This window comes from Streptomyces thermospinosisporus (assembly GCF_039526425.1).
GTDB lineage: Bacteria > Actinomycetota > Actinomycetes > Streptomycetales > Streptomycetaceae > Streptomyces > Streptomyces thermocarboxydovorans.
The window spans coordinates 79,905-102,119 of sequence record NZ_BAAAIZ010000053.1 but is presented as its reverse complement, the minus strand read 5'-3'; the positions used below and the strand labels follow the sequence as shown (position 1 = coordinate 102,119).

16 protein-coding genes are annotated in these 22,215 nt (G+C 73.1%); 3 read left to right on the top strand and 13 right to left on the bottom strand.

What is annotated here, in order from left to right; all coding sequences use genetic code 11:
- Position 1: 1 nt before the first annotated feature.
- From ABD207_RS18960 to ABD207_RS18905, 12 genes are all read right to left on the bottom strand, one after another.
- Entirely contained in the window at positions 2-850 is an 849-nt protein-coding gene (locus ABD207_RS18960; RefSeq protein ID WP_344014292.1) for a TatD family hydrolase, read from the bottom strand.
- Complete coding sequence (locus tag ABD207_RS18955) at positions 850-1,731, bottom strand: EboA domain-containing protein (protein WP_344014291.1); 882 nt, start codon at positions 1,729-1,731, stop codon at positions 850-852. Before ABD207_RS18955 ends, ABD207_RS18960 begins: the two co-directional genes overlap by 1 nt.
- Positions 1,728-2,666: a sugar phosphate isomerase/epimerase family protein gene (locus tag ABD207_RS18950; RefSeq protein ID WP_344014290.1), complete on the bottom strand. Its 939-nt coding sequence runs from the start codon at positions 2,664-2,666 to the stop codon at positions 1,728-1,730. Before ABD207_RS18950 ends, ABD207_RS18955 begins: the two co-directional genes overlap by 4 nt.
- Positions 2,663-4,312, bottom strand: coding sequence for a UbiA family prenyltransferase (locus ABD207_RS18945; protein ID WP_344014289.1), 1,650 nt, complete (start codon positions 4,310-4,312; stop codon positions 2,663-2,665). Before ABD207_RS18945 ends, ABD207_RS18950 begins: the two co-directional genes overlap by 4 nt.
- Positions 4,309-5,493 carry an inositol-3-phosphate synthase gene (locus ABD207_RS18940; RefSeq protein ID WP_344014288.1) on the bottom strand — a complete coding sequence of 395 codons (1,185 nt, stop codon included), beginning with the start codon at positions 5,491-5,493 and terminating at the stop codon, positions 4,309-4,311. Before ABD207_RS18940 ends, ABD207_RS18945 begins: the two co-directional genes overlap by 4 nt.
- A 145-nt stretch (positions 5,494-5,638) precedes the next feature.
- Positions 5,639-9,352, bottom strand: coding sequence for a ThuA domain-containing protein (locus ABD207_RS18935; protein ID WP_344014287.1), 3,714 nt, complete (start codon positions 9,350-9,352; stop codon positions 5,639-5,641).
- A 275-nt stretch (positions 9,353-9,627) separates the two neighbouring features.
- Positions 9,628-10,626, bottom strand: coding sequence for a sugar phosphate isomerase/epimerase family protein (locus ABD207_RS18930; RefSeq protein ID WP_344014286.1), 999 nt, complete (start codon positions 10,624-10,626; stop codon positions 9,628-9,630).
- A 15-nt stretch (positions 10,627-10,641) separates the two neighbouring features.
- On the bottom strand, positions 10,642-11,850 hold the full coding sequence (locus tag ABD207_RS18925) for a Gfo/Idh/MocA family protein (RefSeq protein ID WP_344014285.1): 1,209 nt from the start codon (positions 11,848-11,850) through the stop codon (positions 10,642-10,644).
- A gap of 240 nt (positions 11,851-12,090) precedes the next feature.
- Positions 12,091-13,143, bottom strand: a complete 1,053-nt coding sequence (locus ABD207_RS18920; protein ID WP_344014284.1) for a substrate-binding domain-containing protein — start codon at positions 13,141-13,143, stop codon at positions 12,091-12,093.
- A 17-nt stretch (positions 13,144-13,160) separates the two neighbouring features.
- On the bottom strand, positions 13,161-14,183 hold the full coding sequence (locus tag ABD207_RS18915; protein ID WP_344014283.1) for an ABC transporter permease: 1,023 nt from the start codon (positions 14,181-14,183) through the stop codon (positions 13,161-13,163).
- Entirely contained in the window at positions 14,180-15,697 is a 1,518-nt protein-coding gene (locus ABD207_RS18910) for a sugar ABC transporter ATP-binding protein (protein ID WP_344014282.1), read from the bottom strand. The genes ABD207_RS18915 and ABD207_RS18910 overlap by 4 nt, the downstream gene beginning before the upstream one ends.
- A gap of 434 nt (positions 15,698-16,131) precedes the next feature.
- Positions 16,132-17,313 (bottom strand): ROK family protein, encoded by a 1,182-nt coding sequence (locus tag ABD207_RS18905; protein WP_344014281.1) that lies wholly within the window; start codon positions 17,311-17,313, stop codon positions 16,132-16,134.
- A 332-nt stretch (positions 17,314-17,645) separates the two neighbouring features.
- Between ABD207_RS18905 and ABD207_RS18900 the strand changes: the two genes are divergently transcribed.
- Positions 17,646-19,307: a serine/threonine-protein kinase gene (locus ABD207_RS18900; protein WP_344014280.1), complete on the top strand. Its 1,662-nt coding sequence runs from the start codon at positions 17,646-17,648 to the stop codon at positions 19,305-19,307.
- Positions 19,304-20,095, top strand: a complete 792-nt coding sequence (locus ABD207_RS18895; RefSeq protein WP_344014279.1) for a hypothetical protein — start codon at positions 19,304-19,306, stop codon at positions 20,093-20,095. The genes ABD207_RS18900 and ABD207_RS18895 overlap by 4 nt, the downstream gene beginning before the upstream one ends.
- A 15-nt stretch (positions 20,096-20,110) precedes the next feature.
- On the opposite strand, the gene ABD207_RS18890 is transcribed toward ABD207_RS18895, so the two are convergent.
- Positions 20,111-21,049 (bottom strand): beta-ketoacyl-ACP synthase III, encoded by a 939-nt coding sequence (locus ABD207_RS18890; protein ID WP_344014278.1) that lies wholly within the window; start codon positions 21,047-21,049, stop codon positions 20,111-20,113.
- A 158-nt stretch (positions 21,050-21,207) separates the two neighbouring features.
- Between ABD207_RS18890 and fdhD the strand changes: the two genes are divergently transcribed.
- Positions 21,208-22,056, top strand: coding sequence for a formate dehydrogenase accessory sulfurtransferase FdhD (fdhD, locus tag ABD207_RS18885; RefSeq protein ID WP_344014277.1), 849 nt, complete (start codon positions 21,208-21,210; stop codon positions 22,054-22,056).
- Positions 22,057-22,215 lie beyond the last annotated feature (159 nt).

The window sequence follows — 22,215 nt, the reverse complement described above, 5'->3', positions numbered from 1 at the left end:
GTCACTCCTCGCCGCGCAGGATGGAGTTGCCCTCGTGGGTGGCTCCGGTGCCGGTGACCTCGAGGTCGAGGCGGCCGCTGAGCCCGTAGAAGGCGCCGGGGTTGCGCCACATCACCTGGTCGACGTCGTCCTCGGTGAAGCCCTCGGCGAGCATCAGGTCGGCGACCTTGCGGGTCTTCAGGGGGTCGCTCCTGCCCCAGTCGGCGGCGGAGTTGACCAGGACGCGTTCGGTTCCGTAGGTGCGCAGGATGGCGACCATCCGCTTCTCGTCCATCTTGGTGTCGGGATAGACGGAGAAGCCGAGCCAGCAGCCGCTGTCCCTGGCCTCCTTGACGGTGGTCTCGTTGAGGTGGTCGACCAGCACCCGGTCCATGGGAAGGGCGGACTCGCGGACCACGTCGAGGGTGCGGCGCAGTCCGGCGAGCTTGTCGCGGTGCGGGGTGTGCACCAGGGCGGGCAGGCCGTGGTCGGCGGCGAGCTGCAGCTGGGCGGCGAGGGCGGTGTCCTCGGCGGGGGTCATGGAGTCGTAGCCGATCTCGCCGACGGCGACCACCTTGTCCTTGACGAGATACCGGGGCAGTTCGTCGAGGACGGGGGTGCAGCGGGGGTCGTTGGCCTCCTTGGGGTTGAGGGCGAGGGTGCAGTGGTGGGCGATGCCGTACTGGGCGGCGCGGAAGGGTTCCCAGCCGAGGAGGGAGTCGAAGTAGTCGAGGAAGGAGGCCGGGGAGGTGCGGGGCTGGCCGAGCCAGAAGGAGGGTTCGACGACGGCGCGGACGCCGGCGGCGTACATGGCCTCGTAGTCGTCGGTGGTGCGCGACGTCATGTGGATGTGGGGGTCGAAGATGCGCATCAGGACTCCTTGCCGTGGGGGGTGTCCGCCTCCCGGTCCGGGGCGGCGGCGGACTCGGTCAGGGCCAGCACACGGTGCAGGTCGTCCGGGAGGGGGCGGCCCGCCGCGGTGCGCTCCGCGGCGTAGTCGCGGAGCATGCGGGCGAGTTCGGCGTCCCCGCTCGCGCGCCGCTCCAGGTCGGCCACGTGGTCCACCGGCACGCCGGTGAACAGGCACTTCAGCACCGCGTGCCGCCAGGCGTGGGCGTCCAGGTACCGGGCGGCGTACGGGCCGAGGGCGGCCGCGAGCAGCCGGGTGTCGTTGGTGCGCAGGGCGTCCTCGACGAGCGGGAGGGCGTCGGGGCCGGTCACCAGATGCGGCAGGGCGTGCAGTACGGCGCGGCGTTCGTCGGCGGTGCCCTGGAAGTAGACCCGGGTCAGCGCGTCGGTGCCGGCGCGGGCGGCGTGCAGGATGAGGACGCGGACAGGGTCGGCGTTCGCGGGGCCGCAGCGGCGGCCGGCCTCCGCGAGGCGCAGCTCCCACACCGAGATGGGGCCATGTCTGCCGGGGTGGGCGGCGGCCTCCTCGAGCGCCTGCTCGAACCAGCTCCGGGCGGTTTCGCCCAGCCGGGTGGCGAGCTGGTCGCGCAGTTCGGCCGGCGGGGTGCGGGCCGGGTGGGGCAGGGGTGCCTCGGTGCCCGGGGTGCTCTCCTCGCGGGCTGGGTCGCCGCCGGTGTCGCCCTTGCGGCCGGCCCGGTTGCCGTTCGCGCTGGTTTCGGCGGGGCTCGCGGATGTGGTGCCGTCGGCCGCGGGAGTGTCCGGGGTGTCCGGGGTGTCCGGGGTCCCGTGGTCGCCGGTGGTGCCTGCCTCCGGGGTCGCGGGGGTGCGATGCGGGTGGTTCATGAGGTGGTGCTCCCTTCGGGGGTGGCGGAGGGATCGCCGTGGGACGGGGCGGCCGGCGCGGTCGAGGCCGTGGCCCGGGCGGCGGCGCGCCGCAGGAACGGGAGGGAGTGAGCGGCGTGCTGGGGGCCCGCGTGGGAGTGGCGGGGCAGTTCCACGACCGTCAGTCCCCGGTAGCCGGTGGCGGCGAGGGCGGCGAGCACGGGCGGGAAGTCGATCTCGCCGTCGCCGAAGGGCAGGTGCTCGTGGACACCGCGGCGCATGTCCTCGATCTGGACGTGCCGCAGCCAGGGTGCGGCCTGGCGGACGCAGTCCGCGGGCGGCAGGGGTTCGAGGCACTGACAGTGCCCGATGTCCAGGGTCAGGCCGAGTGGCTCGGGGTCTCCGAGCAGACGGCGCAGGTGGCGGAAGTCGGCGAGGGTGGCGAGGAGATGACCGGGTTCGGGTTCGACGGCGAGCGGGACGCCGGCCGTGCCGGCGGCGTCGAGCACGGGGGCGAGGGCGTCGGTGAGGCGTTTCCAGGCGGTGTCCTGGTCGGTGCCCTCGGGGAGCACCCCGCTGAAGCAGTGCACGGCGTGCGCGCCGAGGTCGGCGGCGACCCGGACGGCCCGGAGCAGCAGATCGGTGCGGCGGGCACGGTCGCCGGGATCCGGGTCGAGCAGCGAAGGCCCGTGCTTGCGGCGCGGGTCGAGGACGTACCGGGCACCCGTCTCGACGGTGACGCCCAGCCCCAGCTCCTGGAGGCGGTGCGCGACGCGCCGGGTCCGGGCCGCGAGGTCCGGGACCAGCGGGTCCAGGTGCATGTGGTCGAGGGTGAGGCCCACGCCGTCGTAGCCGAGGTCGGCGAGGAGGGCGAGGGCGTCGTCGAGCCGGAGGTCGGCGAGGCCGTTGGTGCCGTAGCCCCAGCGCCAAGGGGTGTGGTCGGTCTGTGGGCTCATGTCACGCTCACCTTCCGGGCGAAGCGCCGCGCGAGAGGGGCCAGTGCGGCGGTGGCCAGGGCGGAGCCGGGGGCGCCGGCGCGGGCGGCGAGGGCGGCCTGCAGCGGGATCATCGCCCGGATCCCGGCACCGACCGCCCGCTGGGTCAGGGGCGGCGACGGGTTGAGGGCGGCATGGAACAACGGGCGGGCCGCGGTCGCCGCGTACACGATGGGTCCCGGCAGGCCGAGGGGGGCTGCTCCGCCTCGGCCTGCCGGGGGCTTGAGAAGCCGGGTGGTCAGAGTCGCGGTGGCCGCGAGAGCGGCGGCGGGGGCGAGCGGCCTGCCGCCGGTCGTCTCGTTGCGGGAGACGAAGGTGACCGCGGTGGTGTGGGCGGCCATGGCGAGGGCCGTGGGGAGAGCGGCGCGGAGGCCGACGGCACGGGCGGGGCGGGTCGGACCTGCGGCCACTGCTCCCGCCGGCGTCAACCGCGTGGCCACGGTGCCGCCGAGCCGCGTCCGGCGTGCGGACCGGCTGCTCCCCGGCCGGGCGGTCCCTGCCGTCACGGCGGCGAGGGTGGCCGCCCCGGCCGACACCGCGGTGGCCGCCTTGCCCAGGCGCCCCGACAGCTCGGACCGGGCGCCTGCCGCTCCGGGCAGCAGGCGGACGCCGGATGCGCCTCCCGGCACGCGGCCGGCCACCGCCGCGAGTGCACTGCGAGCCGAGCGCGAAAACCGTGCGCGACCGCCGGTTGCGGCAGGCGGAACGAGGGCGCCGCGTGCTCCAGCCGGCCCACGACGGGCCGTCGGCACGAGTGCGCCCCGAGGCGAGCGTGGAGGTCGTACGCGGCCACTGCGGGAGACCGCTGCCTCAACGATGCGCGCGGCGACGGACGTCCGGTCCGCCGTGGCCGCCCTGCCCAGACGACCCGACTGCTCGGACCCGGCGGGTGCCGCGGCCGGCACAACGCCGGCGTCGCGGGCGCCTCCCAGCGCACGCGCGACCCTCGCCAAGAGGGCGCCGGGAGCCGACCACGATGGCAGCGTGCGTCCAGCCCCCGACCGCGCTCCCCCAGCCGTGCGCGGGGCGACCGACGCCGGGCCTGCCGGAGCCGCCGGTGATGTCGTGATCGGGGCGCGCGATGCCCCAGCACCGGGCCGGTGCCCCGCCGCTGCCCCGCTCGCGGATGCCGCCCTGTGCCCGCCGGCCGTTGCCGCCGCCCCCAGGAGCACGTCGAGGGCGCGGGCCGTGCCCATGGCTGCGGGGCCCGCCGGGGTGTGTTTGAGGTGCAGGTCGTAGGCCCAGACGGTCGCGGCCAGGGCTGCTGCCAGTGCGCCCGGGGTGCGGCCCGCGCGGTGGGCGAGGGCCACTCCGGCGGCGGTGAAGGCCGTTGCCGCGGTCAGGGCGGCGGCGGGGCGGATGCGGCCGGACGGGATGGGGCGGTGGGGGCGGTCCACCGCGTCCTCCGCGCGGTCGGCCCAGTCGTTGAGGGCCATGCCGGCCTCGTACAGGCACAGGGAGGAGCCGATGGCGAGCAGCGTGCCGCGCCCGGGACGGACGCCGATGGCGGCGGCGCCCGCGAGGGCGTCCCCGGGGACGGAGAACAGGGCAGGCAGGCGCAGCAGTTCGGCCCAGGCGCGCAGCGCGGAGGTGTCGCCGGTCCTCATATGCCGCCCCGCAGCCGGGCTGCGAAGTCCAGCAGCGCGGCGTACTGCTCGCCGAGTGCCGAGGAGGCGCCCGCGTCCGGGTCCTTGAAGTAGAAGCCCAGCTCCGGGCGGGGGCCGGTCAGGCCGGCTTCCCGGACGCGCAGCATCAGCCGGGCCAGGTCCAGGACGAGGGGGGCGGCGAGCGCGGAGTCGCAGCCCTGCCAGGTGGTCTGCAGGACCATGCGGGCGCCGAGGAAGCCGTCGAAGGCGATGTGGTCCCAGGCGGTCTTCCAGTCGCCGAGCGCGGGCACGTCGTCGATGTGGACCTCGCCCTGCGGGGCGGCGCCGAGGGTGTCGGCGAGGACGCGTTCCTTGCCGGAGTTCTTCGCCGCCGCGGCGGCGGGGTCGGCGAGGGCCGCGCCGTCTCCGCCGCCCAGCAGGTTGGTGCCGGACCAGGCGCGTACCGCGAGGGCCCGCTGGGCGAACATCGGGCCGAGCACGGAGCGCAGCAGGGTCTGGCCGGTCTTGCCGTCGCGGCCCGCGTAGGGCAGGCCGGAGGAGGCGGCGAGCTCGGCGAGTGCCGGGTGGTGCAGGCCGGTGGAGGGGGTGAAGTTGACGTAGGGGCAGCCGGCGCGCAGTGCGGCCGCCGCGTAGAGGGAGCTGGGCGGCAGGGTGTCGTCGGTGGGGGCGGGTTCGGTGGAGGCGACGTTCAGCACGACGGCTCCGGCGAGGCCGTTGCGGCGCACGAAGTCGCGGATGTCCTCGGCGAAGGTCTCCGTCCACTCCTCCTGGGTGCGGTCCCCGCTGGACTCCTCCTGAGTGCGGTCCCCGCCGGACGCGGCTCCGCCCGGCCCCGGCCCTCCGGGCCGGATCTCCCGGTCGGCGGCGGCGAGTTCCGCGTGCACCGCCGTGGGCAGGCCGTGCGGCAGGACTCCCCCTGCGGCGAGGTGTTCGGCCCGCTTGGGCAGCGGGCAGTCGACGGTGTCGTGGCCGCCGAAGACGAGGGACGACAACGATGGCAGTCCGGACGAGGTGAAGGGCGGGGTCTCGGTGACCATGCCGGTCGGAGGGTGGAGCCCGGCGGCGACCGCGGCGCAGCCGGCGATCGCGGTGGTGGCGACGGAGCCGCGGGCGCCGACGAGCCAGACGCCGTAGCGCCGGCCGGTGCCGGGGGCGGTGGGGAGGGACGGTTCGGCGGACATGGGCAGCCTCCTTGTCGTACGCGAACCGGGTGTGAGCGCCGGAAGCGGGGTGCGGGGCCGGGCGGAGGGCCCCGGTGCGACGACCGGTGCCCTTCGCCCGGCGGGACGTCGGGCGGAGGTCCGGCGTCCTCCGCCCGCCGCCCGTCTAGTCGCCCTTGGCGGGCAGTTCCTTGAGCTGGATGTTGCGGAAGGAGACCTGGTCGTCCGGGCCGTGGTTCTGCAGGCCGATGTAGCCGTCCTTCAGGCTCCGTTCGGGATCGGTGTTGGTGAAGTCGTTGATCTTCGCTCCGTTGAGGAAGACCTGGATGCGTTCACCGGTGACCTTGATCTCGTAGGAGTTCCACTGGCCGGGCGGCCTGAGCACCTGGTCGCGGACCTTGATGTCGGCCGACTTGAAGGAGTAGATCGCGCCGGTGGTCCGGTCGGGTGCGTCGGTCGCGTCGATCTGGATCTCGTAGCCCTTGTTCACCGCCGACCAGGGGTCGTCGGAGGCGGGGAAGCCCACGAAGACACCGGAGTTGTCGTCGCCGGCCGTCTTCCAGTCGAGCTTGAGGGAGTACGAGCCCAGCTCCTTGGCCTGGTACCAGAGCAGGCCCATGCCGCCCTCGGACTCCATCACGCCGCCGTCCTTGACGACGAACCTGCCGGGCCCTGCCTGCTTCCAGCCGTCCAGGGTGTGGCCGTTGAAGATCTTCCGGTAGCCCTTGTCCGGCTTGCAGTCGGCCTTGATCTGGCCGGTGGCGTACTGCAGGCCGCCGAGCAGATGGGCGCGGAAGGCCTCCTCGGCGTAGGACTCCTTGGTGTGGCCGCCGCCGGTGTAGAAGGAGCGGCCGCCGCCGTAGTTCTGGCACCAGGCGATCGGGTGGTCGCCCTTCATGGTGCCGCCCTGGTAGGTGGTTTCGTCGAGGGTGGCGAGGACGCGGGCCTTCTCCCGCGGGTTGGTGCGGTAGTTGTACCACTCGTCGGTGCGCTCCCAGGCCTCCCCGAGGTGCGCGGTGGCCGGGTGGTCGTGGTTCTCGACCCGCACGGTGGCCTTCTGGATGGCCGGGTGCGACTCGAACCAGGCACCGACGAGGCCGCCGTAGAACTCCCAGTCGTACTCGGTGTCGGCGGCGGCGTGGATGCCCATGTAGCCGCCTCCGCCCGCGACGTAGTTCTCGAACGCCTTCTGCTGCTCGGCGTTGAGCACGTCGCCGGTGGTGGAGAGGAAGACGACCGCGTCGTACTTGGCGAGGTTGGCCGTGGTGAACTGCCCGGCCTCCTCGGTGGCGTCGACGGTGATGCCGGCGGGGCCGCCCAGTTCCTTCAGCGCGGCGATGCCGTCCGGGATGGAGTCGTGGCGGAAGCCGGCGGTCTTGGAGAAGACCAGGACCTTCTTGCCGTTCTTGAACGCCTGGTTGGAGAACTCGAAGTCGTCCACGTCGAACAGCGCGCCCTCGCCGCCCTTGAAGACCAGGTAGATCTCCGTGGTGCGCTTGGGCAGGGCCCGCAGCGGCACGTCGATGTCCTGGAAGGTCTCCCAGCTGCCGGTCGGCGGGATGTACGCGGAGCCGTGCAGCGTGCCGTCGGGGGATCCGGTGCGCAGTTCGATGAAGCCGCCCGTGCCGCCGGAGGAGGCCCGCACGGTCATCTTCTTCTGCCCGTCGAACCGGTACGGGGTGAAGGAGATCCAGTCGCCGTCGTGGACGTTGCCGACGGTCTTGCCGCCGTGGGCGGCGGGCTTGTCGATGACGGAGACGCCCTGCTGCTTGCCGAAGTGCTCGGCCTGGCGGTGCAGCGGCTGGAGCACGGCGCGTGCGGTGCCGGTCAGGGCCTCCTGGCCGTTGGCCCCGCCGTCGGTGTAGGCCGCGCCGACGACGCCGTAGATGTCGGCGTTGGGGTCGTGCCCGCCGTCGCCGGGCGGCGGCTTGAGGGTGCCCTCACAGCCCGTCTCGCTGGTCAGCTCGTGGGCGTGGGAGTCGTGGCCGAGGCTGTAGACGACCTTGACCTTGGAGCAGTCGGCCTTCTCCTCGGGGTCGGTGACGGTCACCTTGAACGGGACGGGTTCGCCGAAGGCGGCCATGCTGCCGTTGCCCGGCACATCGATCTTCACCGTGGGCTCGGTGTTGCCGACGACGATGCGCACGCTGGCGTTGCCGGTGTTGCCCTCGGGGTCCTTGGCGGTGAAGGTCGCGGTGTAGGTGCCGGTCTTCTTGTAGCGGTGGGTGGGGTTGAGGCCCTCGCCCTTGGTGCCGTCGCCGAAGTCCCAGCCGTAGGTGAGGTCCGGGGAGTCGGCGTCCTTGGCGGTGGCGGTGAAGGCGACCTTCAGGCCGGCCGCTCCGGAGGTCTTGTCGGCGCTGACCTCGACGATCGGGGAGAAGCCGTCCTCGGCGTTCTCGATCCGGTAGAGCGCGGAGTTCTCGTCGCCCTGGAACCAGGACAGGCCGTAGTCGAGGACGTAGAGGGCGCCGTCGGGACCGAACTCCATGTCCATGATCTGGGTGCCGGTCCACGGGAAGTCGTTGATCTTCTCGACGGTCCCGTCGGCGGTCTGCTCGATCCGCTTGATCCACCGGCGGCCGAACTCACCGGCGAAGAAGTCGCCGTCGAACTCCTCGGGGAACTTCACGGAGGAGTCCAGCCCGGGGTCGTAGTGGTAGACGGGCCCGGCCATCGGGGACTCGGAGCCGGTGCCGAACTCCGGCACGCTGCCGCCGTCGTAGGGGATCCAGGCGGGCTGGGCGGGCGGCAGGTCGACCAGGCCGGTGTTGTGCCGCGAGGTGTTCCTGGGCGCGTCGCAGTCGAACGTCTCGCCGGAGGTCTTGGTGGCGAAGTCGTAGTCGACGTAAGGGTCGTTGTCGCCCGTGCAGAAGGGCCAGCCGTAGTTGCCCGGCTTGGTGATGCGGGCGAACTCGACCTGGCCGCCGGGGCCGCGCTTGGGGTCGGCTGCGCCGGCGTCGGGGCCGTAGTCGCCGACGTAGACGACGCCGGTCTTCTCGTCGACGCTCATCCGGAAGGGGTTGCGGAAGCCCATCGCGTAGATCTCGGGACGGGTCTTCTCGGTGCCCGGCGGGAAGAGGTTGCCGTCGGGGATGGTGTAGGAGCCGTCCTCGGCGACCTTGATGCGCAGGATCTTGCCGCGCAGGTCGTTGGTGTTGCCGGAGCTGCGGCGGGCGTCGAAGGCGGGGTTGCGGTTGTCCCGCTCGTCGATCGGGGTGTAGCCGTCGGAGGCGAAGGGGTTGGTGTCGTCGCCGGTGGACAGGTAGAGGTTGCCGTCGGCGTCGAAGTCGATGTCGCCGCCGACGTGGCAGCAGATGCCGCGGGAGGCGGGGACGTCGAGGATCTTCTTCTCGCTGTCCGGGTCCAGGGTGCCGTTGGGCTTGAGGACGAAGCGGGAGAGGCGGTTGACGCCGTCGAACTTCTTGAAGTCCTCGGCGGTGGCGGTCTCCGGGGCGTCGCCCGCGGGGGTGTCGAGCGGCGGGGCGTAGTAGAGGTAGATCGCCCGGTTCTTCTCGAAGCCGGGGTCGACGCCGACGCCCTGGAGGCCTTCCTCGTCGTGGCTGTAGACGTCGAGCCGGCCGGCGACCTTGGTGGTGCCGCCCGCGTCGGTCAGGCGCAGGGTGCCGTCGCGTGAGGTGTGCAGGACGCTGCGGTCCGGGAGCACGGCGAGCGACATGGGCTCGCCCATCTCGGGCTCGCCCTTGGCGAGCGGCACCTGCTGGAACTGCCCTTCGGCGGCGGCCGGCTCTGCGGCCGGCTGGGCTCCGGCGACGGTCGCCGGGGTGCCCACGGCCAGCAGGAGGCCGGTGAACAGGGCGAGGGGGGTGCGAAGCCGGTGACGCCTCGCGGATGTACTGCCTCTGAGTCTGGTTCTGTGCACGAGATCCCTCCGGGAACGGGATGGGGCCGTACGGGATGGGTGCGAAGACGTGCGGTGCGTGCGGGCGCCGGGGTGCGCCGTCACCCCGGAGGCGGGTGCGTGTCCTGGACACCTCAAGGTCCGGACACCTCAGGACGGTAGCCGCCTTCGTTCGGAACCAACACCCCGTCCGACGGAATCGGTTGAACTTTTTCCCAACGCAGGACAAAGGCGGCATCAGGGCATGCCGGACCGGGGACCGGCGGCGCGTCCGGTCCCCGAGTCCGGGCTGCGGATCAGCTGTTGAAGGCGGCGTCGAAGGAAGCGGAGGGCGGCTCGAAGTCGAACGCCTTCAGGCGGCGCAGCGCCTCGGGCGCTCCCTGCAGCCGGTCCATGCCGGCGTCCTCCCACTCGACGGAGACCGGCCCCTCGTAACCGATGGAGCGCAGCATGCGGAAGACGTCCTCCCAGGGGGCGTCGCCGTGCCCGGCGGAGACGAAGTCCCAGCCGCGCCGCGGGTCGCCCCAGGGCAGGTGGGAGCCGAGGCGGCCGTTGCGGCCGTCCAGGCGCTTGCGTGCCTCCTTGCAGTCGACGTGGTAGATCCGGTCGCGGAAGTCCCACAGGAAGCCGACCGGGTCGAGGTCCTGCCAGACGAAGTGCGAGGGGTCGAAGTTGAGGCCGAAGGCGGGGCGGTGGTCCACGGCCTCGAGCGCCCGCTGGGTGGTCCAGTAGTCGTAGGCGATCTCACTGGGGTGCACCTCGTGGGCGAAGCGCACCCCCTCGGCGTCGAAGACGTCCAGGATCGGGTTCCAGCGGTCGGCGAAGTCCTGGTAGCCGCGTTCGATCATCGACTCGGGCGCGGGCGGGAACATGGCGACCAGGTGCCAGATGGCCGAGCCGGTGAAGCCGATGACGGTGTCGACGCCGAACCGGGCGGCCGCCCGGGCGGTGTCCTTCATGCGGGCCGCGGCCCGCTGCCGCACGCCCTCCGGGTCACCGTCGCCCCAGATATCGGCGGGCAGGATGCCCTGGTGGCGTTCGTCGATGATGGCGTCGCACACGGCCTGCCCGACCAGGTGGTTGGAGATGGCCCAGCACTTCAGGCCGTACTTGTCCAGGAGCTGGTGGCGGGATTCGGCGTAGCCGGGGTCGGCGAGGGCCTTGTCGACCTCGAAGTGGTCGCCCCAGCAGGCGAGTTCGAGGCCGTCGTAGCCGAAGTCGCGGGCGAGCCGGCAGACCTCCTCGAGCGGCAGGTCGGCCCACTGGCCGGTGAACAGGGTGAAGTTGCGCGGCATCTGAAATCCGTCCTCTCAGGCGGCGATCGGGGTGTAGACGGAGTTCTTCTGGGCGCTCTCCTCCACCGCCGCCAGCACGCGCTGCACCTGCAGCCCGTCGGCGAAGGAGGGTTCGGGCGTGCGCCCGTCGGCGACCGCGTGGACCAGGTCGCGGGCCTGGTGCACGAAGGTGTGCTCGTAGCCGAGTCCGTGGCCCGGCGGCCACCAGGCCTCCAGGTAGGGGTGGTCGGGTTCGGTGACCAGGATGCGGCGGAAGCCGGAGTGCGTGCCCGGTTCGGTGCCGTCGTGGTACTCCAGCTCGTTGAGCCGCTCCAGGTCGAAGGCGAGGGATCCGCGGTCGCCGTTGAGCTCCAGGCGCAGGGCGTTCTTGCGGCCGGTGGCGTACCGGGTGGCCTCGAAGGTGGCGACGGCGCCGGAGGCGAAGCGGGCGGTGAACACGGCGGCGTCGTCGACGGTGACCTGCCCGGTGCCGGCGGCGGAGACGGCGGCGAGGCCGCTGCTGGGCGCGGTGGGCAGCGGGCGTTCCTTGACGAAGGTCTCGGTGAGGGCGGACACGCCCGCCAGGTGCTCGCCCGCCACGTGCTGGGCCAGGTCCACGATGTGCGCCCCGAGGTCGCCGAGCGAGCCGGAGCCGGCCTGTTCGCGGCGCAGCCGCCAGGTCAGCGGGAACTGCGGGTCGACCAGCCAGTCCTGAAGGTAGCTCACCCGTACGTGGCGCAGGGTGCCGATGCGGCCCTCGGCCACCATCCGCCGGGCCAGTGCGGTGGCCGGGACGCGGCGGTAGTTGAAGCCGACCATCGCCACCTGGCCGCGCCCGGCGGCCTCCTCGGCGGCGCGGGCCATCTCCTCCGCCTCGGCGACGGTGTTGGCGAGGGGCTTCTCGCACAGCACGTGCTTGCCGGCGGCGAGGGCGGCCAGCGCGATCTCGGCGTGGCTGTCGCCCGGCGTGCAGATGTCGACGAGGTCGACGTCGTCCCGCTCCACCAGGGCACGCCATTCGGTCTCGGTCGCCGCCCAGCCGTGCCGGTCGGCCGCCGCTTGCACGGCGTCGGCGTTCCGGCCGCAGATCACGGCCAGTTGGGGGCTCAGCGGCAGGTCGAAGACGCGGCCGGCGGTGCGCCACCCCTGGGAGTGGGCGGCGCCCATGAACGCGTAGCCGACCATGCCGACACGCAGCGGCGGCTTCCCCGTGTCCGCCCCTGCTGACGCTTGCGGCTGTGCCATGCGGATGTCCTCCTCGTCGTCGTGTCGGGCGGGGACGGCTCCCCGCCCGTGTCCGTCTGACGCGCCCCCGTGTCCGCCCGGAGGGCGGCCCTCGCAGGGCGGGCGGGGAGCCGGCAGACAGACCCCAGGGGGTGTGTGCGGCTCGCGTGGTGCGCCGGCGGCTCACCGGCGCGGGCCGCACACCGTCTCCCGGGGGCGTGCCCCGCCCGGTGGGCTGGTCAGGCCCGTGGGCCGGGGCTCCTACTTGAAGCCGGTGGACATGTACTGGTCGACGTTGGTCTTGTCGACGACGGCCGAGTAGAGGGTGATCGACGCCGGGATCTCGTACTCGGCGAGGCCGCCGACGCCCTTGCTCTGGCCGAGGGCGCGGGCGAGGTCGATCGCGGAGGCGGCCATCGTCGGCGGATACAGGACGGTGGCCTTGAGCACCCCGTTGTCGGCCTTGATGGCCTGGAAGGCGGAGAGCGCGCCGGCGCCGCCGACCATCAGGAAGTCGTCACGCCCTGCCTGCTCGATGGCGCGCAGCGCGCCCACGCCCTGGTCGTCGTCGTGGTTCCACAGCGCGTCGAACTCGGGCTGCGCCTGGAGCAGCTGGGCCATCTTGGCCTGGCCGGACTCGACGGTGAACTCGGCGGCCTGGCGGGCGACCTTCTTGATGTTGGGGTAGTTCTTCAGGGCGTCGTCGAAGCCCTGGGTGCGCTGCTTGGTGAGCTCCAGGTTGTCCAGTCCGGCGAGTTCGATGACCCGGGCGTTCTTCTTGTCCTTGAGCTTCTCGCCGATGTAGTGACCGGCGTTCAGCCCCATGCCGTAGTTGTCGCCGCCGATCCAGCAGCGATACGCCTGCGGGGAGTTGAAGATGCGGTCCAGGTTGATCACCGGTATGCCGGCCCGCATCGCCTTCAGTCCGACCTGGGTGAGCGCCTTGCCGTCGGCGGGCAGGATCACCAGGACGTCGACCTTCTTGTTGATCAGGGTCTCGATCTGGCCGATCTGCTGGGCGGTGTCGTTGGAGCCCTCGGTGATCTCCAGGGTGACGTCGGAGTACTTCCCGGCACGCTTCTTGGCGTTCTCGTTGATGGCGTTGAGCCAGCCGTGGTCGGCCTGGGGTCCGGCGAAGCCGATGGTGACCGGCTTGCCGGGCTTGTCGTCGGCGGCGGGCTGGTCGTTCGCGCCCGGCTCGTCCTTGTCACTGGGCTCGTTGCTCGTGCACCCGGTGAGGAAGGCACCGGCGGACACGGCGGCGGCTCCGAACAGGAGACCTCTGCGGCTCGCGAAGGGCATGTGCTCTGGCATGGCGGTGAACCCTTTCGTCAGGTCGTGCTCGCGGTACGGCGCTGGACCAGCACGGCGGCGACGATGATCGCTCCCTTGGCGATCTGCTGGACGTCGCTCTGCAGGTTGTTCAGGGCGAAGATGTTGGTGATGGTGGTGAAGATCAGGACGCCGAGGACGGAGCCGACGATGGTGCCGCGGCCCCCGGTGAGCAGGGTGCCGCCGATGATCGCGGCGGCGATGGCGTCGAGTTCGTAGAGGTTGCCGTTGGTGTTCTGACCGGAGCCGGACAGGACGATCAGCAGGAAGGCCGCGATGCCGCAGCACAGCCCGGACAGCAGGTAGAGGTAGAGGCGCTGGCGGCGGACGTCGATGCCGGCCAGCCGGGCGGCCTCCGCGTTGCCGCCGACGGCGACGGTGCGGCGGCCGAAGGTGGTCCGGTTCAGCAGCAGCCAGCCGATGACGGTGACCACGCCGAACACCAGCACCAGCGGCGGGATGCCGAGCACATAGGCGTCCCGTTCGCCGAGGTCGAGGACGCTGGGGACGGTGACGACCTGGGTGCGTCCCTCGGTGATCAGCAGGGCGAGACCGCGGGCCGAGGCGAGCATGGCCAGGGTGGCGATGAACGGGACCAGGCCTCCGTAGGCGATGAGCACCCCGTTGACCAGACCGCAGCCGACGCCGACCACGATCGAGGTGAACAGGATGCCGCCGAACCCGTACTCCTGGGTGGCCACGGTGGTGGCCCACACCGAGGCGAGGGCGACGATCGCGCCGACCGACAGGTCGATGCCGCCGGAGGTGATGACGAAGGTCATGCCGACGGTGACCACGCCGATGACGGACGCCTGGGTGAGGACGAGCTGCAGATTGCGGGTGTCGAGGAACTCGTCCGGTTTGGTGATGCCGCCGATCAGCACGAGCACGGCGAGCACGCCGAGCAGCGACAGGGTGCGGACGTCGGCGCGGGACCACACGGCGCGCCAGGCGGGCGCCTGGCCGGCCGGCGGGACCTTGCCGGTTCTGTCGTCCCGCGGCGGGGAGACGGGCTGCGTCATGACGCCGGGCTTCCTTCCATGACCAGGTCGAGTACACGGTGTTCGTCGAGCTCACGGGCGGGGGCGGTGTGGACGACCCGTCCCTCGCGCAGCACCAGCACGCGGTCGGCGAGGCCGAGCACCTCGGGGACCTCGCTGGAGACCAGCAGCACGGCGAGGCCCTCGTCCGCCAGCCGGCGGACCACCGCGTACAGTTCGGCGCGGGCGCCGACGTCGACGCCGCGGGTGGGTTCGTCCAGCAGCAGCACCCGGCAGCCGCGCAGCAGCCAGCGGGCGAGCACGGCCTTCTGCTGGTTGCCGCCGGACAGGGTGCGCACGGGCACGTTCGGGTTGTCGGGGCGCAGGGACAGCTCGCGGGTGGCGGCGCGGGCCGCGCCGAGTTCGGCGCCGCGGTCGATCCAGCCGGCGCGCGAGAAGCGCGACATGGAGGAGACCGACACATTGCGGGTGACGGACTCCAGCATCAGCAGCGCCTGCGCCTTGCGCTCCTCGGGGGCCAGTCCCACCCCGGCGCGGACGGCGGCGCGGACGCTGCCGGGTCTGAGCGGCTTGCCGTCGACGAGGACCCGGCCGGTGTCGGGGCGGCGGGCGCCGTAGACCGTCTCCAGGATCTCGGAGCGTCCGGAGCCGACCAGCCCGGCAAGCCCGACGATCTCCCCGGCCCGCACCTCAAGGTCGAGCGGCTCGAACTCGCCCTGCCGGGAGAGGTTCTCGACGGTGAGCACCGGGGCGGTCCCGGGGGCGGAGGCGGGCCGCTCGGGGAAGACGTACTCCACATTGCGGCCGGTCATCAGCGACACCACCTCGCGGGTGGGCGTCGACTTCGCGGGCAGTCCGACGGCGACCGCCCGGCCGTCCTTCAGCACCGTCACCCGGTCGCCGATGCGCCGGATCTCCTCGAGCCGGTGGGAGATGTAGACGACGGCGACGCCGTCGGCGGTGAGGTCGCCGACGATGCGGAAGAGGTTGTCGACCTCGTCCGGGTCCAGGGCGGCGGACGGCTCGTCCATCACGATCAGCCGCACGTCGTGGGAGAGCGCCCGCGCCATGGACACGATCTGCTGCTGTGCGGCGGACAACTCCCCCACCAGCCGGGCGGGATCGATCTCCGGATGCCCGAGCCGCTTGAGCAGCTGGGCGGTCGCCTCCCGGGCGGCCCGGCCGCGGACGACGAAGCCGGCGGCGGTGGGTTCGTGGCCGAGGTGCACGTTCTCGGCGACGGACATGTGCTCCACCAGGTCGAGTTCCTGGTAGATGGTGGCGATGCCGAGGCTCATGGCGGCGATCGGGGAACGCAGCGTCACCTCCTCGCCGCGCCAGCGGATGGTGCCCGTGTCGGGTTGGTGGGCACCGGCCAGCACCTTGATCAGGGTGGACTTGCCGGCGCCGTTCTGGCCCAGCAGGCAGTGCACCTCGCCGGCCTGGACGTCGAGGTCGACGCCGTCGAGGGCCCGGACTCCCGGGAACGACTTGGTGATGCCGGACATGCTGAGCAGCGGTGGTTCGGGTGCCATGCGGACTTCCCCTCGGCGGACGTTCGGGCCGGTGTCAGGGCGTGCTCGGTGGGAACGGTGTCGGCGTGCTAGGCCGGACGTTGTCTACGTGCTCTGGGTGCTCGGTCGGGCGTTGTGCTCGGTGGTGCTCGGTCGGGCGTTGCGGGCGCGCTCGGTCGGGCGTTGCGGGCGCGCTCGGTCGGGCGTTGCGGGCGCGCTCGGTCGGGCGTTGCGGGCGCGCTCGGTCGGGCGTTGCGGGCGCGCTCGGTCGGGCGTTGCGGGCGTGCTCGGTCGGGCGTTGCGGGCGCGCTCGGTCGGGCGTTGCGGGCGCGCTCGGTCGGGCGTTGCGGGCGTGCTCAGTAGAACGTTGTCAGGGCAGGGCGGAGCGGCGTGGGGGGACGTGCGGTGGTGGTGCTGCGCGGTGCCGGCCGGGCCGGCGGTGGTGCGGTGCCCGCTTACGCGGGCGAGAACAGGTGGTCGCTGATGAGCCGGGCCGCGCCGATGACTCCGGCGGTGGGGCCCAGCTCGCCGAGGACGATGGGCAGGTTGCCGGTCGCCAGCGGCAGCGACTGGCGGTAGACCTGGGTGCGGATGGCGGCGAGCAGGGTGTGGCCGAGGCCGGTCACCCCGCCGCCGATCACCACCAGGCCCGGGTTGAAGAAGCTGACCAGGCCGGCGATGACCTGGCCGGTGCGGTTGCCGCCCTCGCGGATCAGGTCGAGGGAGGTGGCGTCCCCGGCGGCGGCTGCCGCGGCGACGTCGACGGCGGTGAGCGTGCCGTTGTTCTCCAGCCGGGCTGCGAGTTCCGGTGACCGGTTCTGCTGGGCGGCCTCCAGCGCGTCGCGGGCGAGGGCGGCGCCGGAGAAGTGGGCCTCCAGGCAGCCCCGGTTGCCGCAGGCGCACGGGTGGCCGTCGGGCACCGCCTGGATGTGCCCGATGTCGCCGGCGCTGCCCGTCGTGCCGCGGTAGACCTCACCGCCGACGACGATGCCGCAGCCTATGCCGGTGCCGATCTTGACGCAGAGGAAGTCGGCGACGGTGCGGGCGACTCCGGCGTGCTGCTCGCCCATCGCCATCAGGTTCACGTCGTTGTCGACCATGACCGGGCAGCCGAGTTCCTGGCTGAGCGCCTCCCGCACGGGGAAGCCGTCCCAGCCGGGCATGATCGGCGGGGCCACCGGGACGCCCTCGGGGAAGCGCACCGGTCCCGGGACGCCGATGCCGGCGCCGTCGAAGCCCTCGGCGAGTCCGGACGCCTTGAGCTTGGCGGCCATGGACAGCACCTGCTCGAAGACCGCGACCGGCCCCTCCCGGACATCCATGGGCTGGTTGATGTGCCCGAGGATCTCCAGTTCGGCGTTGGTGACGGCGACGTCGACGGAGGTCGCGCCGATGTCGACGCCGAGGAACCGCAGATGCGGGTTGAGGCGGATGTTGTGCGACCGGCGGCCGCCGCGCGATGCCGCGAGCCCGTCGGCGACCACCAGCTCCGTCTCCAGGAGCCGGTCCACCTCCACGGCCAGCTTCGACCGTGACAGGTCGACCTGGTCGCCCAGCTGGGCCCGGGAGTTGGGGCCGCCGTCCCGCAACAGCTTCAGCAGCCGGGCCTGATGGGCGTTCGCGGGTCGCGCCGTCATACGTCTCACGAGCCCCTCCCCGCCTCGATCGGCTGGTGTGCACCGGATTCCGGCCACCTGCGTGGCGCTTGCTTTCGGAGGGAACGTAGCAGCGGCTGCCGAGGGTGGGAAGAAGTCGCGCAGGAATTGGGCCCCACTTTTTCCACTCACAGGACAAAGGCGGGGACGTGGCCCGGCCCGTCCGGGCGGAAGCCCGCGAACTACGGGCCGGTACAGGTGAGTACGCCCACACCCGCAACCGTGCGAACCGGAAAAGTGTCTGAGGTCGCGAGGGCCGGGTGCCGCGGAGTGCGTGAGACCTCCGGGCGACGACCGGCCCCGGGGAGAGACCGATGAGCACATGGACGGTGCCCGGATACACCGAGTCGCTGGAACTCGGGTCCGGGGCGAGCGGGCGGGTCGTCCTCGCCCTCCACGAAGGGACCGGGGTCCCCGTCGCGGTGAAGTACCTCAGCGAGTCCCTGCGCGGCCGCCCGGACTTCGTGCGGGACTTCCGCGCGGAGGCACGGCTGCTCGCCGGCCTGGACAGCCCCCATGTCGCCGGGCTGTACGAGTACGTGGAGAGCCCGGACGGCGCGGCCATCGTGATGGAGCTGGTGGACGGCGTGTCCCTGCGCACGGTGCTGTCCCGGCAGGGTCCGCTGGAGGCCGAGGCCGCGCTGGTGATCCTCAAGGGCTCACTGCTCGGCCTCGCCGACGCGCACCGGGTGGGCGTGGTGCACCGCGACTACAAGCCGGAGAACGTCCTGGTGGACCCGGAGGGCCTGTCGAAGCTCGTGGACTTCGGCATCGCCGTGGACTCGGGGACCCGGGGCGGCGTGGCCGGAACGCCCTCCTACATGGCGCCCGAGCAGTGGCGGGGCGAGGCGGCCTCCCCGGCCACCGACGTCTACGCCGCCACGGCCACCTTCTTCGAGTGCCTGACCGGCCGCAAGCCCTACCCCGGCGACAACATCGCCGAACTCGCGCTGCGGCACACCGAGGCGCGGGTGCCCGAGGAGGACGTACCAGAGCCGGTACGGCCGCTGGTGCGCCGGGGCCTGGCGAAGGACCCGGCACAACGGCCGGGCGAGGCGGGGGCGTTCGTCGCCGAGCTGGAGGCGGTGGCCCGAGCCGCGTACGGGGACGACTGGGAGGAGCGCGGCCGGGGCAGGCTGGCCGCGCTGGTGGCGCTGCTCGCCCTGCTGCTCCCCTCGGCCCGCACGGAACCGCGCTCGGCGACCGACACCGCGCACACGGCGCTGCGCCCAGGCCCGGGCCGGGCCTGGGCACGGGATTGGCGGCCCACCTGGACGGGCGTGGCCGTGGCGGCCGCCGCCGCGATCGTGGCGATCAAGGCGGCGTACGCGACGCCGCCGAGTGCCGAGGACAGCACGCGGCAGGCGGCCGAGGTCTTCGCCACGACCAGCGCGGTGCCGGGCGTCACCTCCGGTCCCACCGGACCGGTCGCGTCGCCTCAGGCATCCTCCGCCTCGGCACCCTCCGCGTCGGCACCCACCGGGTCGGCCGCGCCGTCCGCCGAGTCCGGCACTCCCTCGACCGCGCCCACCGGACCCACCGCGGCCACGGACACCACATCCGAGCCGCCGTCCGGTCCGGCGACCGCGACCACCACCCCGACCACGCAGACGGACCCCCCGCCGCCTCCGGACACGGCGCCGGCCGCGCCCGCCGTCAAGGACGTCACGGTGGCGGAGTTCCGTCAGACCGGGCCGACGACCGCGACGGCCACCGTCACCGTCGTCACGGACGGCACCGGGCCGGTCTCGATCAGCCTCGCCTGGTCCGCGGGCAACACCGCCGGGCAGCCCGGCGTGCCGGACGGCACCTCCGAGGTCTTCCAGCGCAGCGGCGCGACCGAGTACACGGTGACCGTCGAGCACGTCTTCCAGAACCGCGGCTGCTACTGGACGGTTCGGGCCACGACCACGCCCGCCCCGGCCGACGGGGGCGCCTCGCAGCAACTCCTCACCCGGCGGTGCGAGCTGCGATGACCAAGCCCGATGACACCGCGCGCCCCGCCGCGGGCGACGACTACAGCGCCACCGTGCTGGCCTCGCACTGGGTCCAGCGCCCCGAGCCGGACACCGAGCCGGACGCTGAGCCGGACGCTGAGCCGGACACGGTCCGGGCCACGGTCCGCGACGACCGGGATGCGTCCGCCGGGACGGCCCGGCAGGATCGGGTGGCCCCGGACCGCGTCGATCCGGACCGCGTCGATCCGGACCGCGCCGATCCGGACCGCGCCGATCCGGACCGCGTGGAACCGGACCGCGTGGAACCGGACCGCGTGGAAGGCGCGGTTCTGCGGTTCGGACCCGGTGTGCAGGGTGCGACGGCGCGTCGTACGCACATCACGCTCCCCGTCCCCGCGCCGCCCGCTCCGCCCGGGCGCAGAAGCCGGCGGCGTCACGCGCTGCCCGTGCTCGTGGTGCTCGCCGTGCTCGCGTTCCTCGCCTGGCTAGGCCTGGGGCCGGATCTGACGGTCCACCGGGTGACGGTCGCGGCCCGGCACGGCACGGTCGGCTGCGACGGCACCGCGGAAATCACCGCCACGCTCACCACCAACGGCCGCCCCGGCACGGTGTCCTACCGCTGGCTGCGCAGCGACGGCACGGCCTCCGTGCTGCACCAGGACGTGCTGCCGGGCCAGAAGCAGGTGCGGTTGCGCCTGCTGTGGACGTTCGAGGGCAAGGGCCGCTACGAGGCCCGCGCGGAGCTGAACCTGCTGTCCCCCGCCGGCCACACGGCGGCGACCGAGTTCACCTACGCATGTCCCTGAACCGGCGGGCGGCGGTCACGGGCACCGGACGACCTGTCCCGCATACGACAGATTGCCGCCGAAGCCGAACAGCAGCACCGGGTCGCCGGTGGTCAGCTCGCCCCGCTCGACCAGCTTGGAGAGCGCCAGCGGGATGGACGCGGCCGAGGTGTTGCCGGAGTCGGTGACGTCACGGGCGACCACGGCGTTGACCGCGCCCAGCTTGGCCGCGAGGGGTTCGATGATGCGCAGGTTCGCCTGGTGCAGCACGACACCGGCGAGGTCCTCGGGCGCCAGCCCCGCCTTCTCGCAGACCTGGCGGGCGATGGACGGCAGCCGCGTGGTGGCCCACCGGTAGACGCTCTGCCCCTCCTGCGCGAACCGGGGCGGCGTCCCCTCGATCCGCACCGCGTGCCCCATCTCGGGCACGGAGCCCCACAGCACCGGTCCGACGCCCGCTTCCTCGGCCGCCTCCACCACGGCGGCGCCCGCCCCGTCACCGACCAGCACACAGGTGGTGCGGTCGGTCCAGTCGGTCACGTCGGACATCTTGTCCGCGCCGATCACCAGCGCGCGGTGCGCCGCACCGGCCCGCAGGGCGTGGTCCGCGGTCGCCAGCGCGTGCGGGAACCCCGCGCACACCACGTTCACGTCCAGTACGGCGGGACAGGGGATGCCGAGGCGGGCCGCGACCCGGGCGGCCATGTTCGGCGAGCGGTCGATCGCCGTGGAGGTGGCGACGACGACGAGGTCTATGTCGGCGGGGGCGCGGCCGGCCGCCGCCAGCGCCTTCGCGGCGGCGTGCGCGGCCAGTTCGTCGACGGGCTCGTCGGGGCCGGCGATGTGGCGGGTGCGGATGCCCACCCGGCTCGTGATCCACGCGTCGCTGGTGTCGACCATGCCCGCGAGCTCCTCGTTGGTGAGCACCCGGGCGGGCTGGTAGTGGCCGACGGCGGTGATACGCGAGCCGATCATGGGCGGTCCCCCTGTCAGGTCGGTAACGGGATGCACCAGTCTGATCAGTGACCGACCAGTACGACGGCAGGTGAAGCGACAGGAATCGGGTGCCGCCCTTGTCGGCTTCCGTGTATCCGCCGACGGCCGTCCGTTCCCGCTCGGGGACAATGAACCGCATGGGACGAGTGACGGAACGACGCAAGGTGCTCCGGGTCCGGGACGGAGCGGTCACCGGCCGTCCGGACACACTCGTCGCCGAGGAACCCCTGGAGATCCGGCTGAACGGCAGGCCGCTGGCGATCACCATGCGCACGCCGGGCGACGACTTCGCACTGGCCGCCGGTTTCCTGGTCAGCGAGGGCGTGCTGGGCACGGCCTCCGAGCTGCGCAACATCGTGTACTGCGCGGGCGCGACGGCCGACGGCGCCAACACCTACAACGTGGTGGACGTGCAGACCGCGCCGGGCGTGACCGTCCCGGACATCACCCTGGAGCGCAACGTCTACACCACCTCCTCCTGCGGCCTGTGCGGCAAGGCGAGCCTGGACGCGGTCCGCACCACGGCCCGCTGGCCGCTCGCCGACACTCCCCCGCTGCGCCTGACCACCGAGCTGCTGGCCCGGCTGCCCGAGCGGCTGCGCGCGGCCCAGCGGGTCTTCGACCGGACCGGCGGGCTGCACGCTGCGGGCCTGTTCAGCGAGGACGGCGAACTGCTGGACCTGCGGGAGGACGTCGGCCGGCACAACGCGGTGGACAAGCTGGTCGGCCGGGCGCTGCAGGCGGGGGACCTGCCGCTGTCCCGTACGGTGCTGGTGGTCTCCGGGCGGGCCTCCTTCGAGCTGGCGCAGAAGGCCATGATGGCGGGCATCCCGGTTCTGGCTGCCGTCTCCGCCCCGTCGTCCCTGGCCGTCGACCTGGCCGTGGAGGCCGGCATGACCCTGGTGGGCTTTCTGCGCGGCGCCTCCATGAACATCTACGCGGGCGAGCACCGCATCGCCCTGCCCGCGCCGGCCGGCCGCCCCTGACGCACCTGAGGCCTCAGGCCGGCCATCCTTGACACCTCCCGACCGCGGCTGACGCCTCGGGCCGGCCACCCCTGACGCCTCCCGACCACGGCTGACGCCTCGGGCCGGCCACCCCTGACACCTCCCGACCACGGCTGACGCCTCGGGCCGGCCACCCCC

Excerpts from the sequence above, each read along its gene's own strand:
- ABD207_RS18960 (WP_344014292.1), bottom strand. The coding sequence starts at position 850 with ATGCGCATCTTCGACCCCCACATCCACATGACGTCGCGCACCACCGAC.
- ABD207_RS18955 (WP_344014291.1), bottom strand. The coding sequence starts at position 1,731 with ATGAACCACCCGCATCGCACCCCCGCGACCCCGGAGGCAGGCACCACC.
- ABD207_RS18950 (WP_344014290.1), bottom strand. The coding sequence starts at position 2,666 with ATGAGCCCACAGACCGACCACACCCCTTGGCGCTGGGGCTACGGCACC.
- ABD207_RS18945 (WP_344014289.1), bottom strand. The coding sequence starts at position 4,312 with ATGAGGACCGGCGACACCTCCGCGCTGCGCGCCTGGGCCGAACTGCTG.
- ABD207_RS18940 (WP_344014288.1), bottom strand. The coding sequence starts at position 5,493 with ATGTCCGCCGAACCGTCCCTCCCCACCGCCCCCGGCACCGGCCGGCGC.
- ABD207_RS18930 (WP_344014286.1), bottom strand. The coding sequence starts at position 10,626 with ATGCCGCGCAACTTCACCCTGTTCACCGGCCAGTGGGCCGACCTGCCG.
- ABD207_RS18925 (WP_344014285.1), bottom strand. The coding sequence starts at position 11,850 with ATGGCACAGCCGCAAGCGTCAGCAGGGGCGGACACGGGGAAGCCGCCG.
- ABD207_RS18920 (WP_344014284.1), bottom strand. The coding sequence starts at position 13,143 with ATGCCAGAGCACATGCCCTTCGCGAGCCGCAGAGGTCTCCTGTTCGGA.
- ABD207_RS18915 (WP_344014283.1), bottom strand. The coding sequence starts at position 14,183 with ATGACGCAGCCCGTCTCCCCGCCGCGGGACGACAGAACCGGCAAGGTC.
- ABD207_RS18910 (WP_344014282.1), bottom strand. The coding sequence starts at position 15,697 with ATGGCACCCGAACCACCGCTGCTCAGCATGTCCGGCATCACCAAGTCG.
- ABD207_RS18905 (WP_344014281.1), bottom strand. The coding sequence starts at position 17,313 with ATGACGGCGCGACCCGCGAACGCCCATCAGGCCCGGCTGCTGAAGCTG.
- ABD207_RS18900 (WP_344014280.1), top strand. The coding sequence starts at position 17,646 with ATGAGCACATGGACGGTGCCCGGATACACCGAGTCGCTGGAACTCGGG.
- ABD207_RS18895 (WP_344014279.1), top strand. The coding sequence starts at position 19,304 with ATGACCAAGCCCGATGACACCGCGCGCCCCGCCGCGGGCGACGACTAC.
- ABD207_RS18890 (WP_344014278.1), bottom strand. The coding sequence starts at position 21,049 with ATGATCGGCTCGCGTATCACCGCCGTCGGCCACTACCAGCCCGCCCGG.
- fdhD (WP_344014277.1), top strand. The coding sequence starts at position 21,208 with ATGGGACGAGTGACGGAACGACGCAAGGTGCTCCGGGTCCGGGACGGA.